The organism is Catenulispora sp. GAS73 (assembly GCF_041262085.1).
GTDB lineage: Bacteria > Actinomycetota > Actinomycetes > Streptomycetales > Catenulisporaceae > Catenulispora.
Window position 1 is genome coordinate 339,274 of the sequence record NZ_JBGCCM010000005.1, and the last position, 25,450, is coordinate 364,723.

At 70.2% G+C, this 25,450-nt stretch carries 21 protein-coding genes; 10 read left to right on the forward strand and 11 right to left on the reverse strand.

The genetic code is table 11. The features are described from left to right. Positions 1-44: 44 nt before the first annotated feature. From ABH935_RS10100 to ABH935_RS10120, 5 genes are all read right to left on the reverse strand, one after another. Positions 45-1,079 carry a zinc-binding alcohol dehydrogenase family protein gene (locus ABH935_RS10100; protein WP_370377621.1) on the reverse strand — a complete coding sequence of 345 codons (1,035 nt, stop codon included), beginning with the start codon at positions 1,077-1,079 and terminating at the stop codon, positions 45-47. A gap of 82 nt (positions 1,080-1,161) precedes the next feature. Further along, on the reverse strand, positions 1,162-2,364 hold the full coding sequence (locus tag ABH935_RS10105) for an NAD(P)/FAD-dependent oxidoreductase (RefSeq protein WP_370377549.1): 1,203 nt from the start codon (positions 2,362-2,364) through the stop codon (positions 1,162-1,164). A gap of 5 nt (positions 2,365-2,369) precedes the next feature. Then, positions 2,370-2,720: a non-heme iron oxygenase ferredoxin subunit gene (locus tag ABH935_RS10110; RefSeq protein WP_370377550.1), complete on the reverse strand. Its 351-nt coding sequence runs from the start codon at positions 2,718-2,720 to the stop codon at positions 2,370-2,372. Between the two features lie 14 nt (positions 2,721-2,734). Further along, complete coding sequence (locus tag ABH935_RS10115) at positions 2,735-3,175, reverse strand: hypothetical protein (protein WP_370377551.1); 441 nt, start codon at positions 3,173-3,175, stop codon at positions 2,735-2,737. Next, on the reverse strand, positions 3,172-4,311 hold the full coding sequence (locus ABH935_RS10120; RefSeq protein ID WP_370377552.1) for a molybdopterin-dependent oxidoreductase: 1,140 nt from the start codon (positions 4,309-4,311) through the stop codon (positions 3,172-3,174). The genes ABH935_RS10115 and ABH935_RS10120 overlap by 4 nt, the downstream gene beginning before the upstream one ends. Before the next feature lie 210 nt (positions 4,312-4,521). Here ABH935_RS10120 and ABH935_RS10125 point away from each other — a divergent pair, with 210 nt between their 5' ends. After that, entirely contained in the window at positions 4,522-4,944 is a 423-nt protein-coding gene (locus ABH935_RS10125; RefSeq protein WP_370377553.1) for a hypothetical protein, read from the forward strand. A gap of 128 nt (positions 4,945-5,072) precedes the next feature. Here ABH935_RS10125 and ABH935_RS10130 read toward each other — a convergent pair whose 3' ends face one another. From ABH935_RS10130 to ABH935_RS10140, 3 genes are read right to left on the reverse strand one after another with little or no spacing between them, the layout of a single operon-like run. Next, the gene (locus ABH935_RS10130) at positions 5,073-6,086 is read right to left on the reverse strand and encodes a sugar phosphate isomerase/epimerase family protein (RefSeq protein WP_370377554.1); all 1,014 of its coding nucleotides are present in this window, start codon (positions 6,084-6,086) and stop codon (positions 5,073-5,075) included. Beyond that, positions 6,083-7,276 (reverse strand): Gfo/Idh/MocA family protein, encoded by a 1,194-nt coding sequence (locus ABH935_RS10135; protein WP_370377555.1) that lies wholly within the window; start codon positions 7,274-7,276, stop codon positions 6,083-6,085. The genes ABH935_RS10130 and ABH935_RS10135 overlap by 4 nt, the downstream gene beginning before the upstream one ends. Positions 7,277-7,290: 14 nt before the next feature. Beyond that, a complete protein-coding gene (locus ABH935_RS10140; RefSeq protein WP_370377556.1) occupies positions 7,291-11,316 on the reverse strand; it encodes a glycoside hydrolase family 3 C-terminal domain-containing protein in 4,026 nt (1,341 codons plus the stop codon). A gap of 244 nt (positions 11,317-11,560) precedes the next feature. Here ABH935_RS10140 and ABH935_RS10145 point away from each other — a divergent pair, with 244 nt between their 5' ends. Beyond that, a complete protein-coding gene (locus ABH935_RS10145) occupies positions 11,561-12,295 on the forward strand; it encodes an alpha/beta fold hydrolase (RefSeq protein ID WP_370377557.1) in 735 nt (244 codons plus the stop codon). Then, positions 12,295-13,137 carry a M55 family metallopeptidase gene (locus tag ABH935_RS10150; RefSeq protein ID WP_370377558.1) on the forward strand — a complete coding sequence of 281 codons (843 nt, stop codon included), beginning with the start codon at positions 12,295-12,297 and terminating at the stop codon, positions 13,135-13,137. The genes ABH935_RS10145 and ABH935_RS10150 overlap by 1 nt, the downstream gene beginning before the upstream one ends. Here ABH935_RS10150 and ABH935_RS10155 read toward each other — a convergent pair whose 3' ends face one another. Then, positions 13,138-14,172 (reverse strand): LacI family DNA-binding transcriptional regulator, encoded by a 1,035-nt coding sequence (locus ABH935_RS10155; protein ID WP_370377559.1) that lies wholly within the window; start codon positions 14,170-14,172, stop codon positions 13,138-13,140. It abuts the gene before it with no gap. A 201-nt stretch (positions 14,173-14,373) separates the two neighbouring features. Between ABH935_RS10155 and ABH935_RS10160 the strand changes: the two genes are divergently transcribed. From ABH935_RS10160 to ABH935_RS10180, 5 genes are all read left to right on the forward strand, one after another. Continuing rightward, on the forward strand, positions 14,374-15,642 hold the full coding sequence (locus ABH935_RS10160; protein WP_370377560.1) for an ABC transporter substrate-binding protein: 1,269 nt from the start codon (positions 14,374-14,376) through the stop codon (positions 15,640-15,642). A gap of 44 nt (positions 15,643-15,686) precedes the next feature. Continuing rightward, positions 15,687-16,637 carry a carbohydrate ABC transporter permease gene (locus ABH935_RS10165; protein ID WP_370377561.1) on the forward strand — a complete coding sequence of 317 codons (951 nt, stop codon included), beginning with the start codon at positions 15,687-15,689 and terminating at the stop codon, positions 16,635-16,637. Next, positions 16,627-17,517 (forward strand): carbohydrate ABC transporter permease, encoded by an 891-nt coding sequence (locus ABH935_RS10170; RefSeq protein ID WP_370377562.1) that lies wholly within the window; start codon positions 16,627-16,629, stop codon positions 17,515-17,517. The genes ABH935_RS10165 and ABH935_RS10170 overlap by 11 nt, the downstream gene beginning before the upstream one ends. Positions 17,518-17,530: 13 nt before the next feature. Beyond that, positions 17,531-19,045 (forward strand): alpha-N-arabinofuranosidase, encoded by a 1,515-nt coding sequence (locus ABH935_RS10175; protein WP_370377563.1) that lies wholly within the window; start codon positions 17,531-17,533, stop codon positions 19,043-19,045. Between the two features lie 226 nt (positions 19,046-19,271). Further along, positions 19,272-21,983: an arabinofuranosidase catalytic domain-containing protein gene (locus ABH935_RS10180; protein WP_370377564.1), complete on the forward strand. Its 2,712-nt coding sequence runs from the start codon at positions 19,272-19,274 to the stop codon at positions 21,981-21,983. Here ABH935_RS10180 and ABH935_RS10185 read toward each other — a convergent pair. Next, the gene (locus tag ABH935_RS10185) at positions 21,955-22,929 is read right to left on the reverse strand and encodes an oxidoreductase (RefSeq protein WP_370377565.1); all 975 of its coding nucleotides are present in this window, start codon (positions 22,927-22,929) and stop codon (positions 21,955-21,957) included. The two genes, ABH935_RS10180 and ABH935_RS10185, sit on opposite strands and share 29 nt — an antisense overlap. A 61-nt stretch (positions 22,930-22,990) precedes the next feature. Here ABH935_RS10185 and ABH935_RS10190 point away from each other — a divergent pair, with 61 nt between their 5' ends. After that, a complete protein-coding gene (locus ABH935_RS10190; RefSeq protein ID WP_370377566.1) occupies positions 22,991-23,608 on the forward strand; it encodes a TetR/AcrR family transcriptional regulator in 618 nt (205 codons plus the stop codon). 55 nt (positions 23,609-23,663) lie between these two features. On the opposite strand, the gene ABH935_RS10195 is transcribed toward ABH935_RS10190, so the two are convergent. Next, the gene (locus ABH935_RS10195) at positions 23,664-24,443 is read right to left on the reverse strand and encodes an NAD(P)H-dependent oxidoreductase (RefSeq protein ID WP_370377567.1); all 780 of its coding nucleotides are present in this window, start codon (positions 24,441-24,443) and stop codon (positions 23,664-23,666) included. A 151-nt stretch (positions 24,444-24,594) separates the two neighbouring features. On the opposite strand from ABH935_RS10195, the gene ABH935_RS10200 reads away from it, so the two are divergent. After that, positions 24,595-25,443: a helix-turn-helix transcriptional regulator gene (locus ABH935_RS10200; protein WP_370377568.1), complete on the forward strand. Its 849-nt coding sequence runs from the start codon at positions 24,595-24,597 to the stop codon at positions 25,441-25,443. Positions 25,444-25,450: the final 7 nt, after the last annotated feature.

The window sequence follows — 25,450 nt, forward strand, 5'->3', positions numbered from 1 at the left end:
TCCGCACCGTATGTAACGGAACGTGTGCGGTCAATCACTTCCCGTCATGAACTTCCGACCAGAACGGCCGCACCATCAAAGTACCCTGATTCAAGGTCCTGGAGCGCTTTCTGAGCCTGGCGCAGGGGATACTCGTGCGTCCGTACCTCAAGTCGGTGCTCGGTGGCGAATCTGAGGAACGCTTCGCCATCGGAACGCGTGTTCGCCGTGACGCTGCGGATCTCGCGCTCGTAGAAGAGATCGCGTCCGTACACCAGCGGCGGGACGTCGGACAGGTGGATCCCGGCGATCGCCAGGACACCGCCCCGGTCCAGCGCGCGCAGCGCCACCGGAACCAGGTCTCCGACCGGCGCGAACAGGATCGCCGAGTCCAGCTTCTCCGGCGGGTCCTCATACGCGCCGGACACGGAGCTCGCGCCCAGGTCCAAGGCCAGCCGCTTGGCCTTCTCTCCGCGCGTCATGACGTGGACCGTCGCTCCGCGCGCCAGCGCGACCTGCGCGGCGAGGTGCGCGCTGCCGCCGAAGCCGTAGATGCCGAGCCGGCCGCCGGCCGGCACCGCCGCGCGTTCCAGAGCGCGATAGCCGATGATCCCCGCGCACAACAGCGGCGCGAGCTCGGCGTCGGTGTAGCCGGACGGAAGGCGGTAGGCGAAGGCGGCCGGGACCGTGGTGAACTCGGCGTAGCCGCCGTCGGCGTCCCATCCGGTGTAGGCCGAATACGGGCACAGATTCTCCGCGCCGCGCAGGCAGAACCGGCAGCGCCCGCAGGTACCGCGCAGCCACGCCACGCCGACCCGGTCGCCGACCGCGAAGCCGGAGCCGTCGGTGTCGGTGTCGGTGTCGGCGTCGGTGTCGGGCCCCAGCGCCGCGACCGTGCCGACCACCTCGTGCCCGGGCGTGACGTGTTCCCGGTGCACCGGCAGGTCGCCCTCGCTGACGTGCAGGTCGGTGCGACAGACCCCGCACGCCACGACCCGGACCAGCAGCTCCCCCGGCCCGGGCGTCGGCACCGGCTTGCGGACCAGGTCGAGCGGGCCGTCCGCGATCGGGCCGGGGCGGCGGACGATCCAGGCGTCCATCGTCGTCTCATCGGGTGCCATGGCTGCCTCCGGGATGTCACCTCAGGCTTCAAGTCTGCCGCCGGACGCCCGGATCGTCCTGTCAGGCGCGCGCCGCGACCAGCTTGCGCAGGTCCGTCCCCTCGTCTGCCAGCCGCTCGGCCCGCACCGGGACGTCCCGGTCGATCAGGCGCTGAGCGGCGCGGATGTCCAGCGGACGGTCCAGGGACACCGCGCCGACGCAGCGGCCGTCGCGGAGGTAGAACACCGTTCCGGCCCCGGCCTCGATATCGCCGCGCGGCACCGCCTCGGCGGCGGGATCGTAGAGCCCTGTCATCTCCAGGTGCGTGCCGTAGCGGTCGGTCCAGAACCACGGCGCGCGCCGGGCCTCCGGGGGCAGCCCGAGGATCGAGCGGGCCGCAGCGTCGGCGGTGCGGCAAGCGTTGTCCCAGTGTTCTGATCTGTGCGCACTACCGCCGATTCGCGCGATGTCGCCGATCGCGTAGACGTCCGGGGCGCTGGTGCGCATCCCGGCGTCGACCAGGACGCCGTTGTCGACGTCGAGGCCGGCGTCCTGGGCCAGCTCGACGTTGGGCACGATCCCGATGCCCGCCATGACCAGATCCGCGGGCACGCTCGCGCCGGTGGAGAGCGTCACCTCTCCCGGCTCGACGGCGAAGACCCCGCCGCGGACGACGGGGACGCCGTGCGCGGCGTGCTGAGCGTGCAGCGCGCGGGCTGCGTGCGGTCCGAGCGCCTGTTCCATCGGCAGCGGGTTCGGATCGACGAGCGTGACGCGGCAGCCCCGGTGCGTGGCCGTCGCCGCGACCTCCGCGCCGATCAGCCCGGCCCCGGCGATCAGCACCCGCACCCCCGGAACCAGGCGCTCGCGCAGCGCCTCGGCGTCCGCGCGGGTCCGCAGAACCATGGCCGCCTGGCCGCCGGGGGCCGTCAGGCGCCGGGCCCGGCCGCCGGTCGCGAGGACCAGCACGTCGGCGGCGAGCGCCGAGCCGTCGGCGAGTTCGACGCGTCCGGTGTCGGCGTCCAGCGCGGCGACGGCGATGCCCAGCCGCAGGTCGATGCCCTGATCCACATACCACTGCGCGGGCTGCACCGCGATCTCGGCGACGCCGCGCTCGCCGGCGAGGAACTGCTTGCTCAGCGGCGGCCGGTCGTAGGGCTGGCAGGGTTCGTCGCCGAGGACGGTGAGCCGGCCGGTGTAGCCGCCGGCGCGCAGGGCCGCGCACAGGCTGACCGCCGCCAGTCCTGCGCCGATGACCGCGACGTGCCGGGGCTCAGAGCTCATCTCACTCATGCGGCGTCGGTCGGCGCCTGGCCCGGCGTCAGCCACACCCGGCCGTCGACGACCTCGACGCGGTGCGGGCGCGCGTTCCGGGTCGCCGGGAGGCAGGTCACGGCGCCGGTCTTGAGGCTGAACCGGCTCTGGTGCAGCGGGCACTCGATCTCGCCGTTCTCCAGCCAGCCCTCGCCGAGCGAGGCTTTCTCGTGCGGGCAGGTGTCGTCGAGGGCGTAGAAGTCGTCGCCGTCGCGGAAGACGGTGATCGCGTCGGACCAGCCAGTGACCTTGGCCGGGATGGTCTTCACATCGCCGTCGTCGAGGTCGGCGGCGGCGAAGACGTCGATGGGCTGCTGGTCGCTCATGGGAATGGCTCCTGTCAGGGATGGGTTCGGCGTCGCACGATGCGTACGACGATCAGCACGATGGCGGCCGCCCAGACGACGGCGAGGACGGTCCACAGACCGGTGGCGTAGTTGCGCGGCAGCGCGGAGGGCATGGCGGGGTCACGGCCGTGTCCCAGGACCGCGGGCAGCGCGATCGCAACGATCAGCGCGGTGGCGATGCAGGCCCCTTGCACGATCGGACGTACGACGACCGGCACGACCTTGCCGATCAGCCACCCGGCCGCGAGGGTCAGCGGCAGCGCGAGGACGAGGACTGCCAGCGTCACCTTCACGACGAACTTCAGGTATGGCGAAGTGCTCAGGCTCGCCGCGCCTCCGCCGAACAGCGCGAAGGCGATCATCGCGACGCCCGCGGCGACCAACAGCCGCCGGGCCCAGGCCGTGCCGCTCATGTCCGGCTTCGGGATCTTCATGACGGGCTCCCTACGAGCAGCCGCGAGAGCCACTTGGTCTGCAGGACGCCGGGGCGGTCCGGCGCGATGAGGCGGCAGGGGTAGCCGTGGTCGACGTGCAGCGGCTCGCCGCGCAGCCGCAGGGCGATCAGGGTGTGCGGGTCGCGGGCGTGCGGCGGGTCGACGATGGAGGTCGCGTAGGCGCTGTACTGCTGCAACGAGACGGCCGTGACCTGGCTGCCGTGGTCGCCGCCGACCAGCGCGACCAGGTCGCGCAGCGGGACGCCGGTCCAGTCGGCGCTGGAGCTCCAGCCCTCGACGCAGGCGATCGGGAGCGTGGCGGTGGTCTGTTTCATGGCGGCGAGGTCGTCGAGGCTGAGCCGGACGCTCCCGGTGGGCCCGGTCACCTCCAGCCGCCAGCCGGGATCGGCGGCCGCGGCCCGCACGCCGGCCGCCTGCGCGGAGGCGTTCACCGGCAGCCCCTGCGGCCCGACGCGCGGATCGCGGTCGGCGAGCACCGACACCCCGGCCAGCGGCCGGACCGTCTCCCCCACCGTGGCCACCGTCACCACCGCCGAGGTCGCGGCGATGGTGCCGAGCAGGCCGCGCCGGGTCAGGCCGGTGGGCGGCTGGCGCAGCGGCCGGATCGGCGCCGACAGCGCGCGCCGGATCACCGGCAGCTTCACGCCGACGTGGACCAGCAGCGCGCCGAGGGCGATCCAGGCGGTCCAGTAGTGCAGGACTGTGAAGAAGAAGCCCATCGCGGCGTACCAGCGCGCGATGTTCAGGACGCCGGAGACGACCTGCACGATCGCGGCGGCCACCAGCACCAGGACGCTGACGCGCTCGATCAGCTGGGCCCAGTCCTTGACCTGGGTCCACTTCTTGACCGTCGGGAGGTTGAGCAGCCGCGGGAAGACCGCCCAGAGCTTGGCCGCCAGCAGCGGGATCGAGGCCAGGCCGGTCGCGACGTGCACGCCTTGGGTGACGCGGTAGAGCCAGACCGGCCGGGCCGGCCACCAGAACCAGGACGCCGGGTGCTGGATCTCGTGGCTGATGAAGCCGGTGAGGAAGCAGACCCCGAACATGGCGCCCAGCCACAGTCCGAGCTGGCTGGTCAGTCTCGGGCTCCGGAGTTTGGAGGGGAACGCCTTCATGACTGTCAGGCTAGGGAGCGGGCCCGTTCGCGGCGCGCCGAAATCGGGCATTCCGGCCTTACGGAAGAGTGACGGCTGACCGACGTCCCGCCGCCCGACACGCCGACCGGCGCGGGGTGGCGGGCTCCGGGGGCGCGTGGACGCTAGCGTCTAGGCTGCGCGCCAGCCCTTTTCGGCGTGTCCGGCACGTTTGGCGACGGGAGTTTCAAGATGTCCGGGGCCCAGATCGTCGGCCTGATCTTCGCCGTCTTCGCGGTGGTCGGCGCATGCTTCCTGGCGCTGGTCCTGATGCGCGTCACCGAACTGCTGCTCACTGTCAAGGGCACGCTGACCACCCTGACCACCACGGCACTGCCCCTGCTCGAACAGGCTGAGCAGGCCGCCAAGACCGGCAACGCGGGCATGGTGAAGGTCGCCGCCATCACCGAGAACGTCCAGACCGTGACGGACAACGTCGCGGCGGTGAGCGCCGCCGCGGGCGCGGTCGCCGGCGGCCCGCTGGTGAAGACCGCCTCGTTCAGCTACGGCGTCCGTCGGATCATCACCTCGCGCCGCAGCCCGGACCGCGCGAAGCAGGTGAAGAAGGAGCTCGCGGCCGAGCGGCGGCGGGGCAAGCACGCGGAACGCGCCTAACCCCGCGATCCGCCTGGCGCCGAGAGCCGGCCGGGCCGGTTCACCGTTCATCAGTGTCCTGCGGCCGCCGGCCAACCCGGCAGCCGCAGGACCCCACCCCCGGCGGCGACCCCGACCCCGCCGCTCAGTCAGCCCGCCGATCCCTGACTGAACGCCGCGTCGAACGACGCCCGGGGCGGCTCGATCGCCGCCAGCCCCCGGACGAACCCCAGCGCCTCCGGGGCGCCGACCAGGCGGTCCATGCCGGCGTCCTCCCACTCGACGCTGATCGGGCCCTCGTAGCCGATCGAGTTCAGCATCCGGAAGACCGCCTCCCACGGGACGTCGCCGTGCCCCGTGGAGACGAAGTCCCAGCCGCGCCGGGGGTCGCCCCAGGGCAGGTGCGAGCCGAGGCGGCCGTTGCGGCCGTTGAGCCGGCGGACCGCGTCCTTGCAGTCCACGTGGTAGATCCGGTCGCGGAAGTCGTACAGGAACCCGGCTGCGTCCAGGTCCTGCCACACGAAGTGACTCGGGTCGAAGTTGAGCCCGAAGGCCGGCCGGTGGCCGACCGCCTCCAGCGCGCGCACCGTCGACCAGTAGTCGTAGGCGATCTCGCTCGGGTGCACCTCGTGCGCGAAGCGCACCCCGACCGAGTCGAACACGTCCAGGATCGGGGTGAAGCGCTCGGCGAACTCGGCGTAGCCGGCCTCGACGACATCGGCGGACACCGGCGGGAACATCGCCAGCAGGTGCCAGATCGGCGAGCCGGTGAAGCCGACGACGGTCCGCACCCCGAGCTCCGCCGCTGCCCGCGCGGTGTCGGCCAGCTCGGCCGCGGCGCGCGTCCGGACGCCCTCGGCCTCGCCGTCGCCCCAGATCCGGGGCGGGAGGATGTCCCGGTGCCGGCCGTCGATGATCGCGTCGCACACGGCCTGGCCGACCAGGTGCGTGGAGATGGCGTACACCTGGAGCCCGTGCTTGGCCAGCAGGGCCTTGCGACCGGCGACGTAGCCGGGCTCGTTCAGCGCCCGGTCCACCTCGAAGTGGTCGCCCCAGCAGGCGATCTCCAGGCCGTCGTAGCCCCACTCCGAGGCCAGCCGGCAGACCTCCTCGAACGGCAGGTCGGCCCACTGGCCGGTGAACAAGGTGATGGGCCGGGTCATGGTTTTTCCTCCGTGGTCACAGCGGTCCACGCGGACCGGTTCGCGGCACTGTCCTCCACCGCCGCCAGCACGCCCTGCACATACAGCCCGTCGGCGAACGACGGCACCGGCGGCTTCCCGGCCGCGATCGCCTCGACCAGGTCGCGCTTCTGGTTGACGAACGTGTGGTCGTACCCCAGACCGTGCCCCGGCGGCCACCACGCGTCCAGATAAGGATGCTGCGGCTCGGTCGCCAGGATGCGGCTGAACCCGGCGCCGGCGGCATCGGCGGTCGCGTCGTAGAACTGCAGCTCGTTCATCGCCTCGAAGTCGAACGCGACGCTGCCGTCAGAGCCGTTCACCTCGATCCGCATCGCGTTCTTCCGCCCCGGCGCGAACCGCGTGGCCTCGAACGTCGCCAGCGCCCCGCCCTCGCAGTCGGCGAAGAACACCGCCGCGTCGTCGACCGTCACCCGGCCCCGCTCGCTCCCGGCCGCCCCGCTCAGGCCCGACGCCGACGTCGCCAGCGGCCGCTCCTCCACGAACGTCCGTGTCAGGGCACTCAGGCCGGTGATGCGCCGACCGGTCAGGAAGTACGCGAGATCGACCAGGTGCGCGCCGAGATCGCCGAGCGCCCCGGACCCCGCCTCCTCCTTGCGGAGCCGCCAGACCAGCGGGAACTCCGGATCGTTGATCCAGTCCTGAAGGTAGACGGCCCGGATGTGCCGGACGTCGCCGACCCGCCCCTGCGCCACTAGATCCCGCGCGAGCGCGAGCGCCGGAGTCCGCCGGTAGTTGAACCCAACCATCGACAGGACCCCGCGCGCCGCCGCGTCCTGCGCGGCCGCCGTCATCTCCCGCGCCTCGTCCAGCGTGTTCGCCAACGGCTTCTCACACAGCACGTGCTTGCCCGCCGCCAGCGCCGCCAGCGCGATCTCGGCGTGCCGCGCGCCGGGGGTGGTGATGTCGATGACGTCGATGTCGTCCCGCTGGACCAGGGTGCGCCAGTCGTCGGTCCAGGACTGCCAGCCCCAGGCGCGCGCCGCCTGCTCGACGGCCGCAGGGTTGCGGCCGGCGATCGCGGTCAGCTCGGGCACCAGCGGCAGCTCGACGGCGCGGCCCACGGCCTGCCAGGCCAGCGAGTGCATCCGGCCCATGAAGCCGTGGCCGACCAGGCCGACGCGCAGTGGCGAGGCTGAAGTGGCAGGCACGGTGTTCTCCGCGCTCACGATCCGGCCGCCGGCATCAGCTGCGCCATGTTGAACTCGGCGACGTTCTTGTTGTCCCCGATGCCGCCGCCCCACTGCAGGTAGCCGTTGCGCACGCCGGTGTCGACGTTGTTGAACATCGCCGAGATGGAGAACACCGAGTTCGCGGTCGGCTGCAACGAGGTGAGGTCGGTCCACGGGATCGCGAGCTCGTACAGCGTGGTGTGGTTCGTGTCGTCCCGGGTCACATTGACCGAGGCGTCGGTGACCAAGCCAGAGCCCTGCGACGGGCTGAACCAGCGGTACAGCTGCGAGCCCGCCGGAGTGAGCGCGGCCCCGTACTCGTAGCGCCCCTCCAGCGAATCGTTGCTTGTGGCGACCGACGATCCCGGGACCCCCGAGGTCGCCGACACCTGAAGGCTGTCACCCTTCCAGATGTCACCGCCGGTGTTCGTCTGGGAGAACGCGGCCTCTGTCATGTCGGCGGTGATGTAGAGGTTCTTGGCGTCCCAGTTGAACCACATCTTGCCGGACAGGTATGACGCGCCGCCGTAGGGCAGAGAGCCGACCAGCGACCCCCAGGTCCCGTCAGCAGTGGTCGCCATGTCCACATACGGGCCGTCCTGCACCTGCGCCACCGTCCAGGAACTGCCCAGGCTCTTGTTGACCACCGGCAGGAAGGTGATGTGTCCGCCCAGGTTCTCCGAGGACAGGCCGCCGGAGATGACGCTGGACACCGTGAGCGGATAGATGGTCGCGAAGCTGATGCCGGTCACCGGGACCGTGACAGTGGTCGACGATCCGGCCGGGATCGTGGCGCTCACCGGCGCCGTGCCCGACAGAGTGCCGAGCTGCCATTTGACCGCGGTGACCGTCGTAGCGGTGTCGGAGGGGTTGTTCAGCACGACCTGGAGCGATCCGGCGGCCGGGCTGGTGCCGGTAATCAGCGGCGTGGCCTGCTCGGGGGTGGCACCGGAGGTCACCGTCACCGGGCCGACCGTGGTCTGGGTGTCGGGGCCGGCGCCGCCGGTGAAGGAGCTGACCGCGTCCAGCTCGGTCTGCGTGCCGGGGCTGGCGCTCGCCGGGATCGCGACGCTCCAGCTGGCCGTCACCTTCTGGCCGGGGGCCAGGCTCGGCACGGAGACCGGCGTGGTGGCGGTCGCGGTCCAGCCGGTCGGCGTGGTCAAGCCGAGCTTGAGACCGCGCACGGCCTTGGTGCCGGTGTTGGTGAACGTCTCGGTCGCGGTGACGCTGGTCGCCGGCTTCACGATGCCCGGGGCGGCCAGGGTGAACGGGTCCTGCACGACGATCGGGGCGGTGCCGGTCACGCCGTTCACCGTCACCTTGATCGACGCAGCACCCGGCGCGCGCATGGTCACGACGCCGGAGTCGCTGACCGTGGCGACCCGCGGGTCGCTGGTGCTGTAGCGGACGTGGGAGTGCGAGAGGTCGGCGAAGGACTGGTCATCGTTCACGGCCTCGACGACGTTGGCCGCCGGGGCGTGGTTCTGCTCCAGCGTGGCGTTGGTGTCCGGGGCGATCCAGGGGTTGGCGGCGGTGAGGTCCAGCGTCTGGCCGGCGTTGAAGACCACCTGGTCGGGCTGGACGGCGACGGACTGCACGTGCGGGGTCGTCGTACCGTGCACGGTCACGGTGCCGGAGCCGGCGGCCGTGGCGGAGTCCGGGCCGACGCGGAACTGGTAGGCGCCGTCGGCGACGACCTGCTTCAGGGTGCTCTCGTCCCACCGGCTGAGGCTGGAGACCTTGACCGACAAGGAGATGTGCTGGGACTGGCCGGGCTGGAGCGTCTTGGTCTTCTGGAATCCGGCGAGCTGTTCGCGGGCGGTGTCAGCGGTGCCGGCGCCGGGAGGCGCGGCGTAGAGCTGCGCGACGGTGGTGCCGGCGACGGTTCCGGTGTTGGTGACGTCGAAGCCGACGCGCACGGTCCCGTCCGCCGACGTGTTCTGCGGGCCGACCTGGACGTGGGAGTACGCGAAGTCGGTGTAGGACTGGCCGTAGCCGAACGGGTAGGTCGGGGTCCCGGTGAAGTACTGGTAGGTCCGTCCCAGGCCGGCGGTCTGCGAGGGGGTCAGTCCGTAGTTGTCCATCGGCGCGAGCTGTGCGTCGCCGGCGTACCAGGTGAAGTTCAGGTGCCCGGCCGGGTTCTGCTGGCCGAAGAGCACCTGCGCCAGCGCGGTGCCCTGGCTCTGGCCGTTGTAGCCGCTGAAGACGATCGCCGGGAAGTCCTTCTGGGCGTCCTGGATGTCGTAGGGGCCGTCGGCCTGCATCACCAGCGCGGTGCGCGGGTTGCCGAGCGCCGCGACCTGGGTGATCAGCGAGTCGTAGTCGCCCGGCAGGGCCAGGGTGCTGCGGTCGTTGGCCTCGTCGGCCACGCTGGTGTCGGAGCCGGCGACCACCAGGACCAGGTCCGCGGTCTTGATCGAGGCCTGGGTCGCCGCGGAGCACGCGGCCGGCGTGGTGGCCTTGGTGGAGGTGCCGCAGGCGTCGAAAGTGACGGTGGCCGAGGGGTTCGCCGCCTTGACCGCCGCGGTGATGCCCTGCACGGCGTTCACCTGGTACGTCGGCTCGCCGGAGTAGCCGCCGAGGGTCACCTTGTTCGCCAGGTCGCCGACGATCACGATGCTGGTGGTCTTCGCCGGATCCACCGGCAGCAGCTTCGAGGACGTACCGGCGACGGTGCTGTTCTGCAGCAGAACGATGTCGTTGGCGGCGACCTTCTCGGCCAGCGCCTGGTGCGCCGGGGACTCGATCTGAGTCTTGGTGATCTTCGCGTACGCGACCTTGCCGGCCGGATCGAACTCGCCGGTCTCCATCCGCACCGTGAACAGCCGGGTCAGGGTGGCGTCGACGACGCCGGTCGACAGCAGGCCGAGGTCGATGGCCGCGCTGATGTTCGCCGAGGTCATCTCCCCGCCGGCACAGTTGAGCTGGGTGCCGGCGCGGATCGCGAAGGCCTGGCCGCCGGCCGCCGCCGGGATCTGCTTGCCGGTGGCGGTGTTCGTCCAGCTGGTGCCGTTGCTGGTCCAGCCGGGCGGGGCCCAGCCGTGCGAGGCGGCGCCGTAGACGTCGCCGATCGCGCCGCAGTCGGAGGTGGTGTAGCCGGCGAAGCCGTAGGTGGCCTGCAGGAGTTCGTCGACGGTGTAGGTGTCGGCCGGGGAGGGCGTGCCGTTGACCGCGTTGTAGGAGGTCATGATGCCCGAGACGTGGGCGTTCTCCACCAGGCTGGCGAACTGCTTGGTGTAGTAGTCGCGGATGTTGGCGTCAGTGGTGTTGGAGCTGCCGGTGTGGCGGCTGTCCTCGACGTTGTTGAGCGCGTAGTGCTTGGCCGTGGCGGCGACCTTGAGATAAGGGGTCTGCTGCTGGCCGCTGATGGTCTCGCCCTGGTAGCCGTCGACGAACGCGCCGGCCATCGCGGAGGTGAGGTAGGGGTCCTCGCCGAAGGACTCGTTCGTGCGGCCCCACAGCGGATCGCGGTCCATGTTGACGTTCGGCGCCCAGAACGTCAGCGCGCCGTAGTCGCTCGCGGACGGGCCCAGGTTGTTCTGCCCGGTCCCCCACAGCGACTTGTCCAGTTCCCCGCGCACCTCGTCGGAGATGGCGGTGGTCTCCTGGTAGGTGAGCTCCGGATCCCAGCTCATCGTCGAGGCGAAGTTCACCGGGAAGCTGGTCGCGTGCACCCCGCCGGTGACGCTGCCCCGGTTGGAGTCGGCGCCCAGCGTGTTGATGCCGTGCTGCCCCTCACTCCAGTACGTGTACTCCTGCACCCCCAACCGCGGGATCGCCGGCGCGCTGTTGGTCTGCAACTGCGCGACCTTCTCCGGCAGCGTCATGCGCGACACCAGATCCGCCGCCCGCTCGGCGAACGTGTAGTGCGTGTTCAGATAGATCGGCTGCGCGGCCGCGGCGGCCTGCGCATCGGAGGCGGAGGCCGCCTGCGGACTCGCGTACGCGGCGGCCGGCACGAGGGCCAGGGCGAGGGCGGTACAGAGGAGTGTGCGAACTGGGCGCATCATGGGATGCATATAAAACCCACGCTGTTATCGGGGGCAAGGTTGCCGGGGAGTCTTTCGCGCGCAGGGCTCTGATCTGGGATAACGCCACTTCAATCAGCACTGGATAACGCGTGGGGCGGCGCAGATTGTCAATTAAGTGGCTTACCCTCGGCGGCGCGGGGGGGTTGGTGTGCGCACACCGTAACCTGTCAGTGCCGCCAGCTATCGTCGAATCAAACGCCACCGACCACCAGCGGCGAAAGGTGTGTGGACGATGACCACGTTCGTACTTGTCCCCGGTTTCTGGCTCGGCTCCTGGGCCTGGGACTCGGTCGCCGAGCGGCTGCGCGCCGACGGCCACGAGGTCCACGCGCTCAGCATGCCGGGGATCGCCGAGCGCGCCGGTGAGGCGACGCCGGAGACCGGGGTGCCGGCCGAGGTCGCCGACATCGTCGAGTACCTGCGGCGGCATGCGCTGCGGGACGTCGTGCTGGTCGGGCACAGTGGGGGCAACATGCCGGTCACCGGGGTGGCCGACGCCGTGCCGGAGCTCATCGCCCGGCTGGTCTATGTGGACACCGGCCCCATGCCGTCCGGGCTCGGCGTCATCGATTTCGGGCCGCCGGAGGCCCAGGAGGCGCAGCGCAAGCTGGTCGCCGAGCAGGGCGAGGGCTGGCTGCTGCCGCCTTCGGCGTTCGACGCCGCCGAGGATCCGGTGAACCTGGCCGGCATCAGCGAGGCGGACCTGGAGCGGATGCGGACGCTGGCCAGTCCGCAGCCGTTCCGCACCGTCACCGACACGCTCGACCGCCCCGGGGACGCACTGCCGGTGCCGGCCTCGGCCATCACCTGCACGTTCAGCCCTGAGCAGGTCACGCAGCTCGCCGGTGTGAGCCCGATCTTCGCGCTGATGACGAAGCTCGACCTGCACCACCTGCCGACCGGGCACTGGCCGATGTTCTCGCGGCCCGATGATTTGGCGGTGCTGCTGGCGGAAATCGGGAGTTGATGAAGGTCTTCATCTCCTCCGACATGGAGGGCACGGCCGGGGTCGTCAACTGGGACCAGTGCCGCCCCGGCCAGCACGACTACGAGCACTACCGCGCCCTGCTCCAGGCCGAGGTCAACGCGGCGATCGACGGCGCGAACCTGGCCGGCGGCCCGCACGAGTTCCTGGTCAACGACTCGCACGGCCGGATGGCGAACCTGCGCCCGGAGCAGCTGAGCGGCGAGGCCGCGTACCTGTCCGGGCACCACAAGCCGCTGTACATGATGCAGGGCCTCGACGAGTCCTTCGACGCGGTCTTCTTCGTCTCCTACCACGGCTCCGCCTCGGCCGGACCGGCCACGCTGTCGCACACGTACAACCCGGCGGCGATCGCCGAGGTCCGGCTCAACGGCGTGCTCGCCGGCGAGTCCGGCATCAACTCGCTGGTGGCGATCGCCTACGGAGTGCCGGTGGTCCTGGTGACCGGCGACCAGACCACGGCGAGCGAACTCCAGCCGTTCTGGCCGGAGGCGCGCGCCGCCGTTGTCAAGCAGTCGATCTCCCGCTTCGCCGCGGAGAGCCTGCATCCGGCGCGCGCCAACCGGCTCATCGCGAACCAAGCAAAAGAAGCGGTCGAGGCCCTGCGCGAGTCCGGCAGAAAACCGCAGGGCCGTATCGAACGCCCCGCCACCCTCACCGTGCGCCTGCGCAACCCGGACATCGCCGAGATGGCGACCTGGCTGGAGCGCGTCGAGCCGGACCAGGACGACCCCACCGTCGTGCAGCTGCGCGACGACGACCTCATCCGGCTCTACCGCACCTTCATCACGCTCGTCCTGCTCACCCGCGGCATCGCCGAATAGTCAGCGCACAGCCCCCGCCGTGCTCTCCCGCACCTTCAGCGCGAACGGGGCTCGCACGTCCTCCGGCTCGGAGCCTTTCTCGCCACGCCCGCCGCGTATCGGGTCGACCCGCCGGTCGGCCAGGTCCACCGCGGCCTCGGCGATCGCCGCCTTGTCCGGCGCGATCGTGGTCAGCGACGGCAGGCTGTAGCTCCCCTCGGCGATGTCGTCGAAGCCGGCGATGGCGACCTGCGTGGGGATGGAGACACCGCGTTCAGCGCCGGCCCGCATCGCGCCGATGGCCAGCAGATCGTTGCAGCAGAAGACCGCGTCCGGCGGCTCCGGGAGCTGGAGCAGGTGCGCCATGGCCTCGGCGCCGTCGGCGCGCTGGTAGTTCTCGACCGGGACGACCAGCGCCGGGTCGTACGGGATGCCCGCCGCGTCCAGGGCCTGGCGGTGCCCGGCGGTGCGCAGCGCGGCCGTGCCGCCGTTCTTGCCCGGCTGGTCGCCGATCACCGCGATGCGGCGCCGGCCGATGCCGATCAGGTGCTCCACGACGGTGCGGGCGGCGGCGACGTTGTCGATCGCGACGTGATCAGCCGGGCCGGGGATGTCGCGTTCGCCCAGAAGGACCAGCGGAGTCGCCGGATCCGCGCTCAGCAGGTCGTCGGGCTCCATCGCCAGCGGGCTCAGGATCGCCGCATCGATGCGCTGCGGCCCCATCGAGGTGATGACAGCCTGCTCGCGCTCGCGCGAGCCCTGCGTCTGCTCGACCAGCACGGTCCACTGCCGGCGGTGCGCGGCGGTGATGACCAGGCCGGTGAGCTCGGCGAAGTACGGGTTGTCCAGCTCCGGCACGGCCAGCACGATGAAGCCGGTCCGGCCCTTGCGCAGGTTCCGCGCGCCGAGGTTGGGGCGGTAGCCGGTCTCGGCGATCGCGCGCTGCACCCGCTCGCGGGTGGCATCCGTGATGAAGGCGTAGCCGTTGACGACGTTCGAGACCGTCTTGATCGAGACGCCGGCCCGTTCGGCCACGTCCTTCAGTGTTGCGGGCACCTGTCGGGACCGCCCTTCCCGTGAGTTCCGATCGGCTCAGCCTACGCCTTTACAACGTTGTAGACAACGATGTAGAACTGACCCCACCCCGATTTCCAGCACGTGACGGGGGTCACACGGCCGGAACGTATCGGCCGGTGTCAGACACGTCGTAGACAAGATCACAAGAGCTTCCAAGACCCTCACAGATTTCGAGGAGCCATGAAGACGCACGTGAAAGTCGCCGCAGCGGCCGTCGCCGCCGGCTTGCTCGCCGCCGCGGGTTGCAGCTCCAGCTCGTCCAGCGGCTCCGGGTCCGGGTCCGGCGGCGGCGTGGTGAAGCTGTCCGTGCTGACCGGGTTCACCGGCCCGGACGGACCCTCCTACCAGGCGCTGGTCTCGCAGTTCAACGCCTCGCACCCGAACATCAAAGTCACCATGGACATCCAGCCGTGGGACGCGATCGGCCAGAAGCTCCCCGCCGAGTGGGCCACCGGCCAGGGCCCGGACCTGGCCACGCCGAACTTCGACCCCGGCGTGATCTTCAACTACATCAAGACCAACTCGGTGCTGCCGCTGGACGCCTCGGTCGGCACCGGTGACGCCCAGATCAACTCCAGCGCGTTCCCGTCCTCGGTGACCAAGGCGTTCACCGTCAACGGGCACTTGTACGCGGTCCCGGCGAACCTGGCGACCGTCGCGCTCTACTACAACAAGGCGATGTTCACCGCCGCCGGCATCGCCGACCCGCCGAAGACCTCCGACGAGTTCGTGGCGGACGTCAAGAAGCTGACGCTCGGCGGGGCCAGCCCCACGCAGTACGGCATCTCCCTGGCCGACCACCAGACCATCGAGATGTGGCCGATCCTGCAGTGGATGAACGGCGGCGACATCGTCGGCCCCGACGGCTGCGCCACGATCAACTCCGCGGCCAGCGTGCAGGCGCTGTCGACGTGGGCCGGCCTGGTCCAGAACGACCACGTCAGCCCGGTCGGCCAGACCGGCGCGGACGCCGACACGCTGTTCTCGGCGAAGAAGGCCGCGATGGAGCTCAACGGCCCCTGGGCCGCCGACGGCTTCCGCAAGGCCGGCATCGACGTGGGCATCGCGCCGGTGCCGGTGGGTTCGGCGGGTCCGGTCACCATCGCCTCGACCGTGCCGATGATGATCGCCAAGAACACCAAGCACAAGACCGAGGCGCTGGAGTTCCTGAGCTGGTGGACCGGTAAGACCGCGCAGGCGGCGTTCTCCAAGAGCTCCGGCTTCCCGCCCTCGCGCACCGACGTCACGGTCGACGACCCCAACGTCGCGGTGTTCGCCCAGGCCCTGCCGACCGCCCGGCTGTACCTGGCGGGCCTGCCGTCCTCCTCGCAGATCGACAGCGACGTCTACACGCCGCTGCTGGGCCAGCTGACCCGGGGCGCGGACGCGCAGAAGTCGGCCGACGCCGCGGCCAAGTCGATCAACCAGCTGACCGGCTGCAAGAGCTGACGACGCAGGCGGGCCGCGAAGAAGGATGAAGAAGAAGGCAATCGATGGCACATCTCGCTGAACCAGCGGCCGAGGCGGCCAACCGGTCCGCACCGCGCGGACCGGAGCGCCGGGAACGGGGCCGGAGCCCGCGGTCCCGGTTCAACCCCGCGTACCTGTTCGTCGCGCCCGCGCTCCTGTTGGCCGCCGTCTTCATCGTGTGGCCGATCATCCAGTCCGGCTGGATGAGCCTGCACGACTGGACGATCGGCGACGACTCGCACAAGTGGCTCGGCTTCGGCAACTACACCGAGCTCTTCCACGACTCACGCTTCTGGAACTCCCTGAAGGTGACGCTCGTGTACGCGGTGTTCGTCGTCGTCGGCCAGGTGACGATCGGCCTGGCCCTCGCGCAGTGGCTGCGCCGCACCACCTGGTACACGATGCTGCTGCGCTCGGCGTTCTTCTTCCCGACGATCGCCTCGCTGGCCGTCACCGGCATCGTCTGGAAGTTCCTGCTGGACCCCCAGGTCGGGCTGGTCGACGGCTGGCTCGGCAAGCTCGGCTTCCACGCCCAGGCGTGGCTCCAGGACACGCATCTGGCGCTGCCGGCGCTGATCGCGGTCGGGATCTGGAAGAACTTCGGGTTCTCGATGATCGTCCTGCTGGCCGGCGTGCAGGGGGTCAGCAAGGAACTGCTGGAGGCCGCGACGCTGGACGGCGCCGGCGCGGTCGCGCGGTTCCGGCACGTGACGCTGCCCGCGCTGCGCCCGGCGATCCTGTTCTGCGTCGTGATCGGCACGGTCAACGCCCTGCAACTGTTCGACCTGACGTACGTGATGACCGACGGCGGCCCGCTGTTCCACACCGAGTCCATCGTCATGTACCTGTACCAGCGCGGATTCGTCGACTTCCGGCTCGGCTACGCCAGTGCGATCGCCTGGGTGCTGTTCCTGATCATCATCGCCGTGTCCGTCGTGCAACTCCGAATGCTGAGGTACCGCGATGACGACTGAGATGCCGACCGGCGCGTCCGCGCTCGCGGCCGCACCGTCCTGGGCCGCCCCGCTGCTGCGCGCGGCCAGGACCACCGCCAGGGTGCTGGCCTGGACGGTGCTCTCGATCGCGGCGCTGGCCACGGTCGTGCCGTTCCTGTGGATGCTCGGGGTGGCCTTCCGCACCCCGGCCGACCTGTACGCGGACCCGGCCCGGCTGTGGCCGGACCACTGGTCGGTCTCCGGCTTCCACGCGGTGTTCACCCAGCTACCGTTCCTCCGGCTGGCACTGAACAGCATCGTGTTCGCCGGCGGCACCACGGTCCTGCTGCTGCTCATCGACTCGCTGTGCGCCTACGCGCTGGCCCGGCTGCGGTTCCGCGGGCAGAACCTCGTGTTCTGGACCATCCTGCTCACGCTGATGGTGCCGTTCCAGGTGATGCTGATCCCGCTGTTCCTGACCGTGTTCCACCTCGGCTGGCTGAACACCTTCCAGGGCCTGATCATCCCGCGCTCGGTGAGCGCGCTGGGGATCTTCATGCTCCGGCAGTTCTTCGTGAAGATCCCGCGGCAGCTGGACGAGGCCGCGCGGGTCGACGGAGCCGGGCCGCTGCGCATCTACTGGCGCATCATCCTGCCGTTGGCGCGGCCGGCGCTGGCCTCGCTGTTCGTCATCCAGTTCATGGCGCTGTGGAACGACTTCCTGTGGCCGCTGGTCATCTCCAGCAGCACCGACATGCGGACCCTGCCTTCGGCGCTGACGTTGTTCTCCAGTACGTCCGGCGTGGACCACGCCGCACTCATGGCCGGCGCCGCCATCTCCCTGGCCCCCCTGGCCATCGCCTTCCTGCTCGCCCAGCGGTTCTTCACCGAGGGCATCGCCGCAACAGGTATCAAGTAAAAGGAACATCCCCTTGCTGACAGCACATGCCACCCTCGACCCGGCCTTCCGGATCGCCCCGGTCGACCGCCGCCTGTTCGGCTCCTTCGTGGAGCACATGGGCCGCTGCGTCTACGGCGGAATCTACGAGCCCGGACACCCCGAGTCCGACCCCGACGGCATCCGCCTGGACGTCCTGGAACTCACCCGCGACCTGGGGATAAGCGTCATCCGCTATCCCGGCGGGAACTTCGTGTCCGGGTACCGCTGGGAGGACGGCGTCGGCCCGGTCTCCGAGCGGCCGCGCCGGCTGGATCAGGCCTGGCGCTCCATCGAGACCAACGAGTTCGGCCTGAACGAGTTCATGGCCTGGACCAAGCTGGCGCACGTCGAGCCGATGATGGCGGTGAACCTGGGTACGAGGGGGATCCAGGAGGCCTGCGACCTACTGGAGTACGCCAACCACCCGGGCGGCACGTACTTCTCCGACCTGCGCCGCAAGCACGGCTTCGAGCAGCCGCACGACATCAGGCTGTGGTGCCTGGGCAACGAGATGGACGGCCCCTGGCAGACCGGCCACAAGAGCGCCGAGGAGTACGGCCGGCTGGCCGCCGAGACCGGCAAGGCCATGCGCCAGGTCGATCCCGGCATCGAGCTGGTCGCCTGCGGCAGCTCCAACGCGATGATGCCGACGTTCGGCTCGTGGGAGTCCACGGTCCTGGACCACACCTTCGACTACGTGGACTACATCTCCCTGCACGCCTACTATGAGCAGCACGGCGAGGACCGCGCCAGCTTCCTGGGCGCGGCGGTCGGGATGGACCGGTTCATCGACGGCGTGGTGGCCACCGCGGACCACGTGGCGGCGAAGAAGAAGTCCCGCAAGAAGCTCAACCTCTCCTTCGACGAGTGGAACCTGTGGCAGGAGAGCCGCTTCGCCGGGCACACGAACCTGGACTGGGAGCAGGCGCCGCGGCTGATCGAGGACACCTACACCGTGCAGGACGCGGTGGTGTTCGGCAGCCTGCTGATGTCGCTGCTGCGGCACGCCGACCGGGTCGCCATCGCGTGCCTGGCGCAGCTGGTGAACGTGATCGGCCCGATCCGCGCCGAGCCGGACCGCCCGGCCTGGGCGCAGACCATCTACTTCCCCTTCGCGCTCACCGCCCGGCACGCGGTCGGCGAGGTGCTGCGAGTCGAAACAGCGACGGCCGCGTACGACACCGCCGAGCACGGCGACGTGCCGCTGGTGGACGTGGTGGCCACGCACGACCCGGACAGCGGGCAGATCACGGTGTTCGCGATGAACCGCGCCACCGACGGCCCGGCCCGCCTGGAGATCGACCTGCGGGCGTTCGGCGAGCTGGTGGTGGCCGAGCACGTGCACCTCGGCGGCGATCAGGACCTGGACGCCGTGAACTCGGCCGAGGCGCCGCAGGCGATCGCGCCGGTCGGCGTCGAGGGCACGACCACCGAGGGCCGGCGCCTGACCGCGGCGCTGCCGGCGGTGTCGTGGAACATGATCCGGCTCGTTCCCGCCAGTCGGTAACGCAGCCGCCCCAGTCTCCCCGGCCAGTGACCTGCCGATCGCTGGCCGGGTGAGCCACATCTGGCGTAACCGGCGGACCCTCTTCCCTCCCGCCGGTGAACATTGCTCGGGCGCATCCGTCCCACTCCATCGAGCAAGTGATTGGAACCCTATGTTCAATCGCTCCGCCTCGGCGTCGCCACGCCGATTGCTCTCTGTTCTGGGCGCGCTGCTCGCAGTCGCGTCCATGCTGATCCTCAGTCCACCTTCACAGGCCTCTGCGGCTCCGAAGCCGACAGCGGCGGCCGCCTCGACGTCCCTCCCCTGTGACGCCTTCAGCAACGGCGGCACTCCGTGCGTCGCCGCGTACAGCTCCGTGCGCGCGATGTACGCGTCCTACAACGGCCCGCTCTACCAGGTGACGCGCGCCTCCGACGGCGCGGCGTCCGACATCGGGCTGCTGGCGGCCGGCGACTACGCCAACGCCGCCGCGCAGGACGCGTTCTGCGCCGGCACGGTCTGCACCATCACAAAGGTCTACGACCAGTCGGCCAACCACAACGACCTCACCATCGCCCCGGTCGGCGACGCCGGGTCCAGCGACGTGGGCGCGCGCGCCGACGCGCTGCCGATCACGGTCGGCGGGCACAAGGCGTACGGCATAGCCACGTTCCCGCGCACCGGCTACCGGCGCTCCGTGGGGACCGGGGTGGCGACCGGGAGCCAGCCGGAGTCGATCTACGAGGTCGCCAGCGGCACCAACGCGACCAACGGGTGCTGCTCGGACTTCGGCAACGTGGAGAACGCCTCGAAGGACACCGGCGCGGCCCACATGGACGCGCTGATTATCTCGACGTACTGTTCGGCGTCGCCGTGTTCGGGCCCGGGTCCGTGGATCCAGGCCGACCTGGAGAACGGCGTGTTCATGAGCGGCGGTTCCAGCAACCCGGCCAACACGAGCCTGCACAGTCCGTTCGTCACGGCAGTGTTGCGCAACGACGGGACGGCGAACTTCTCCCTGGACGGAGGTGATGCGACGCAGCCAACTGTGCCATCGCTGTACAGCGGCTCCCTGCCATCGGGCTACGCACCGATGAAGAAGGAGGGCGGCATAGCCCTGGGCACCGGCGGCGACAACAGCAACGCCGCCCCGGGTGCCTTCTTCGAAGGCGCGATGACGACCGGCTACGCCTCGAACGCCACCGTCGCTTCGCTCCAGACCAACATCTCCTCCGCGGCCTACACCGGGACCTCCGGCGGCGGCCCCGGCGTCGGGATCACCGGGCCAGGCGGCAAGTGCCTGGACGTCTACGGGGACGACAACGGGGCCAACGGCACGAACGTCGACCTGTGGGACTGCAAGCACGACGCGGTCGACCAACACTGGGAGTACATGCGGAACGTGCCGCTGGTCTACATCACCGGCGGGACTCCCGAGTACCAGAACGACCTGAAGACCCTGGGCCGCTGCCTGGACATCAAGGGCAACGGCACCGCGTCCGGGACCCAGGTCGAGCTGTGGGACTGCAACGGCGTCGGCGGCCAGCAGTGGGTGCCGCAGGCCAACGGGACGCTGCTGAACCCGCAGTCAGGGCTCTGCCTCACCAGCCCCGGCGGCAGCACCGCCAACGGCACGGTGCTGGACATCGAGGCCTGCACCGGCAGCGCCGGCCAGCGGTTCATCGTCTCCCCCGGACCGGTGTTCCAGAGCACGCCGATCAACGCTCCAGCCGGCAAGTGCGTCGACAACGCCAACGGCACCTCCGGCGCCGACGGCGCGAACGTCGTTCTGAACGGCTGCGCCCGCGAGGCCAACGGCCAGGCCTGGTGGAAGAACCCTGACGGTTCGATCACGACGCTCGGCCTGTGCCTGGACATCAAGGGCAACGTCACCACCTCCGGCACGCAAGTCGAACTGTGGGACTGCAACCAGGTCGGCGGCCAGAAGTGGGTGCAACAGGCTGACGGCTCCCTCCTGAACCCGCAATCAGGCCTCTGCCTGACCACGCCCGGCGGCAACACCGGCAACGGCACCGTCCTGGACATCGAGGCCTGCTCCGGCTCCGCCGCGCAGAAGTTCTTCGTGTCCGGCGGCGCGCCAATCAACGCCCCCGGCGGCAAGTGCATGGACGTCCAGGGCGACGACCGCTACGGAGGCTTCGGCTTCCCGGTGCAGCTGTGGGACTGCCAGCAGACCGCGGTGGACCAGCACTGGGTGCACACCGCGGCCAACACACTGGAGACCCTGACGCGCTGCCTGGACATCGACGGCAACTCGACCGCCGTCGGCGCCAAGGTGGAGCTCTGGAACTGCAACGGCATCGGCGGCCAGCAGTGGGTGCAGCAGGCCGACGGGACCCTGCTGAACCCGCAGTCGGGCCTGTGCCTCACCGACCCCGGCGCCAACACCGCGAACGGCACGGTGCTGGACATCGAAGCCTGCACCGGCGCGGCAAGCCAGGTGTTCACCTACCAGAGCACATCGGCACTGACCCCCGGCACGGAGGTCTCCTTCCGCGCCACCACACCGTGCTGCACATCGGACTACATCCGCCACCAGAACGGAGTGGCGAAGATCTCGGCGATCAACGGCGGCAACCCGACGCTGGACAAGCAGGACGCCACCTGGATCGTGCACCAGGGGCTGAGCAACAGCTCATGCCTGTCCTTCGAGTCGAAGGACTTCCCGAACGGCTACCTGCGCCAAAACGCCGGTGCGGTCTACCAGCAACAGAACGACGGCACCACACAGTTCGCCTCCGACGCCACCTTCTGCCCCGCACCCGGGCACAACGGGCAGGGCACATCGCTGTCGTCGGCGGCCAACCCCGCGCTCTTCCTGCGGCACTACAACGGGTTGGTGTACATCGCCAGCAACGGCGGACCCGACGCCTGGGACAACGCGACGTCGTGGACGGACGACACCAGTTTCATTCCGACGCCGGCCTGGGCTCCGTGATGCGCGACTGATGGGAGATGAGGCGCCGGTTCTGGGGACGGTCTACGTTCCTGGAACCGGCGTCGAGCTGCCACGCCACACCGGTCATCCGCTCCGACGCGTCCCACAGCCGGCGCGCGAGGTCCGCATCCTTCGCAGCAGCAGACCGGCCGATGAGTTCAGGAGCCCCGCGCATGTGCACGAGACGGCTCGGGCCGGCGAAGCTGTTGCCCGGGAGGTCGGCCACGGCCGCGTAAAGCACCGGAAGCGCACCCTGATCAGGGCTCTGAGCCAGCAGCCGCTGCAAGACCTTCGAGACGCGCCCGCTCTCGCTGTAAATCTCCGTCGCGACGAACCCCGGGTGCGCCGCCTGCGCGAGCACTTCGGATCCGGCGGCCTCCAGGCGCCGCTGAAGCTCCGCGGTGAACAGCAGGTTCGCGAGCTTCGCCGTCCCGTAGGCACGTGACGTCCGGTACTCGCGGCGTTCCCAGTTCAGGTCGTCGACGTCGATCCGCCCCATCCGCTCGGCCTGCGAGGCGACCGTGACCACGCGTCCGACGACGTGCGGCAGCAGCAGGTTGGTCAGCGCGAAGTGGCCGAGGTGGTCCACGCCGAGTTGCAGCTCGAAGCCGTCGGCGGTGCGGGTGAGCGACTTCGGGCCGGTCGCCGCCGCGTTGTTGATCAGCAGGTCGATCGGGTCCTGCCAGGCCGCGGCGAAGGCCCGCACCGACTCCAGGTCGGCCAGGTCGAGCACGCGGACCTCGGTCCGGCCGGGCAGACCGGACCGGCCGGACACGGACGCGGCAGCAGCCCGGCCCTTGTCAACAGCTCGCACGGCGAACACGACCCGCGCGCCGGCTCCGGCTAGAGCGCGCGCCGTGGCCAGCCCGATACCGCTGTTCGCACCGGTCACTATGGCGGTCTTCCCGGTCAGATCCGGCAGGTCGGCAGCACTGAATCTCGTCATGCCCCCAATGTAGGCAGCGTCTACAATGTTGTCAACGTCTACATCGCGATAGGCTGCCCCCGTGCCGGAACCAGAGCCGTATCGCAGCGGGGATAAGCCCTACCACCACGGCAGCCTGCGCGCCGCGCTGCTAGCCGCCGCCGAGCGCACACTGCGCGAGCAGGGCGTCGAGCAGGTCACGCTGCGCGAACTCGCGCGCCAGGCGGGCGTCAGCCACGGCGCGCCGAGCCGCCACTTCCGCGACCGCCAGGCACTGCTCGAAGAGCTCGCCGCCGTCGGATTCGCACGCCTAGGGGACGGGATCACCGCCGCGACCGAGAAGACCGGCGGGGATTTCGCGGCGCGGCTGCGGGCCGCCGCGACCGCCTACGTCCGCTTCGCCCTCGACAATCCGGCGCTCTTGGAACTCATGATGACCGGCGGCGGCACCGACGGACGGGAACCGGCGGCCAAGGTGTATCAGCGCCCGTACTTGATCCTCAAGGAACTGATCCGGCAGGGACACGAGTCCGGGGAACTGCGCCCCGGCGACCCCGAGCGACTGCTGCTGATCATCATGGCCACGTTCCAGGGCATCGCCGGGCTCGTCAGTTCCCTGAAGATGCCCCTGGAACAGGCCGAGGCGCTCGTCGCCGACGCGACCACGCTGTTCGTCGGGGGGCCTGCGGGCGGGTCCTGACCTCGAAGACGTCGTACGGCGGGCACACATCCTCGCAGTCCGGGCACCGTCGGCCTCAGCCCCGCACGTGCAGCCCGAACCCCGAGCGGCCCGCAGGCTCCAGTCCCGCGTTCAGCTGCAACGAGGGAATCTCGTAGTCACCGAAGTTCTGCGGCCGGAAAGCGATCGGCTCGGTCGACTCCAACGTGAGCAGGCGCCGCTCCCAGGCCTTGGCAACGTCCGGATAGTCCGCGTCGGTCATGCGGTCGGTCCCGTACAGCACGAACGGCGGCAGCACCTCGATGCCCGGGTAATACAGGATTCCGTGCTGGATCGGGAACAGCAGATCCTCAATGGGCCCGTTGATCCCCCGCGCCGCATAGTGCGACTCCGGTCCCCCGGCAGTCACCGACAGCAGCGCTCTCCGGCCGGCGAGGGTGCCTTCGCCGAAGCGTTCGCCGTACTTGGTCTCGCTGTGTTCACCGACGCCATAGGCGAAGTGGTAGGTGAACACCCGGTCCACCCAGCCCTTGAGGATCGCAGGCATCGCATACCACCAGAGCGGGAACTGAAAGATGACCGTGTCAGCCCACAGCAGCTTCTCCTGCTCGGCGCGGACGTCCGGGGTCAGCGTGCCGGCGTCGAAGGCCCGGCCGGAATCCTGGGCGACCTTCAGCGGATTCGAGGCGTCGGGGCCGTAGTCCGCGGCGTCCACGACCGCCTTCCAGTTCATCGCGTACAGATCACTGATCCGCACCTCGTGCCCGGCGGTCTCCAATGTGGAGACGGCCAGGTCCTTCAGCGCGGCGTTGAGCGACTTCGGCTCCGGGTGGGCGTAGACGATCAGGGTCTTCACGGGCACTCCTTCAGATCGGGTGCCCTCGATTCTGGACATCGCGGCGCCCGACATTCAGGGGCCCGACTTCCCACGGACTGGACTTCCTGGTAACGGCAGGACCACCCTCACGGGCAGCGCGCAGGCCGTACCGACGGTCATACTGAAGGTCATGGACGATCTTGCGGGCTTCCTCCGGACCCGGCGCTCCCGAGTCGACCCCGCGCTCGTCGGCATCCCCGTCGACAGCCGCCGCCGGGTCGAGGGGCTGCGCCGTGAAGAGATCGCGCACCTGTCCGGTGTCAGCGTCGACTACTACGTACGTCTGGAGCAGGGCCGCGCGACCCAGCCCTCCGAGCACGTCCTGGACGCGCTGGCCCGGGTCCTCGGCCTGGACGAGACCGAACGCGGGCACCTGTTCCGCCTCGCCCGGCAACGCCGCCGCCGCGCGAAGGCGCCGAGCGGACGGGTCCGGCCGGAACTGCTGCGCGTCCTCGACCTCGTCCCCGACGCCCCCGCGCTGATCATGGACCACCGCATGGACGTCCTCGCCGGCAACCGCCTCGCCGGGCTCCTCTACGGCCGGCCGATACCGGGCCTGAACACCGCCCGGCACCTCTTCCTCGAAGAGGCCGAGCACGGCCTGTACGCGGGCTGGGAGAACTGCACCCTCGACGTGGTCGGGCACCTGCGCCTGGCGGTCGGCAAATACCCGGACGATCCCCGCCTGGCCTCCCTCATCGGCGAACTCGCGATAGGCAGCGAACGCTTCCGCCGCCTCTGGGCCCGCGCCGACGTGCGCGCCCGCACGCACGGGCCCAAGTTCTACCGGCATCCCCTGGTCGGGCTGCTGGAGCTGCACCAGGAGAACTTCGCGCTGCCGGACGAGTCGAGCATGGAACTGCTGGTGCTGTCCCCCGCTCCCGGCAGCCCCTCCGAGGACGCGCTGCGCCTGCTCGCGGGACTCGGTGCCGACAGCACCTCCGGATCCACCAAACGGAACACGCTCCGGTTGTGCTAGCCTCGCT

Bases quoted from the DNA above. Each gene is read 5' to 3' on its own strand.
- ABH935_RS10100 (WP_370377621.1), bottom strand. From the start codon at position 1,079: ATGGACGCCTGGATCGTCCGCCGCCCCGGCCCGATCGCGGACGGCCCG.
- ABH935_RS10105 (WP_370377549.1), bottom strand. From the start codon at position 2,364: ATGAGCTCTGAGCCCCGGCACGTCGCGGTCATCGGCGCAGGACTGGCG.
- ABH935_RS10110 (WP_370377550.1), bottom strand. From the start codon at position 2,720: ATGAGCGACCAGCAGCCCATCGACGTCTTCGCCGCCGCCGACCTCGAC.
- ABH935_RS10115 (WP_370377551.1), bottom strand. From the start codon at position 3,175: ATGAAGATCCCGAAGCCGGACATGAGCGGCACGGCCTGGGCCCGGCGG.
- ABH935_RS10120 (WP_370377552.1), bottom strand. From the start codon at position 4,311: ATGAAGGCGTTCCCCTCCAAACTCCGGAGCCCGAGACTGACCAGCCAG.
- ABH935_RS10125 (WP_370377553.1), top strand. From the start codon at position 4,522: ATGTCCGGGGCCCAGATCGTCGGCCTGATCTTCGCCGTCTTCGCGGTG.
- ABH935_RS10130 (WP_370377554.1), bottom strand. From the start codon at position 6,086: ATGACCCGGCCCATCACCTTGTTCACCGGCCAGTGGGCCGACCTGCCG.
- ABH935_RS10140 (WP_370377556.1), bottom strand. From the start codon at position 11,316: ATGCATCCCATGATGCGCCCAGTTCGCACACTCCTCTGTACCGCCCTC.
- ABH935_RS10145 (WP_370377557.1), top strand. From the start codon at position 11,561: ATGACCACGTTCGTACTTGTCCCCGGTTTCTGGCTCGGCTCCTGGGCC.
- ABH935_RS10150 (WP_370377558.1), top strand. From the start codon at position 12,295: ATGAAGGTCTTCATCTCCTCCGACATGGAGGGCACGGCCGGGGTCGTC.
- ABH935_RS10160 (WP_370377560.1), top strand. From the start codon at position 14,374: ATGAAGACGCACGTGAAAGTCGCCGCAGCGGCCGTCGCCGCCGGCTTG.
- ABH935_RS10165 (WP_370377561.1), top strand. From the start codon at position 15,687: ATGGCACATCTCGCTGAACCAGCGGCCGAGGCGGCCAACCGGTCCGCA.
- ABH935_RS10170 (WP_370377562.1), top strand. From the start codon at position 16,627: ATGACGACTGAGATGCCGACCGGCGCGTCCGCGCTCGCGGCCGCACCG.
- ABH935_RS10180 (WP_370377564.1), top strand. From the start codon at position 19,272: ATGCTGATCCTCAGTCCACCTTCACAGGCCTCTGCGGCTCCGAAGCCG.
- ABH935_RS10185 (WP_370377565.1), bottom strand. From the start codon at position 22,929: ATGACGAGATTCAGTGCTGCCGACCTGCCGGATCTGACCGGGAAGACC.
- ABH935_RS10200 (WP_370377568.1), top strand. From the start codon at position 24,595: ATGGACGATCTTGCGGGCTTCCTCCGGACCCGGCGCTCCCGAGTCGAC.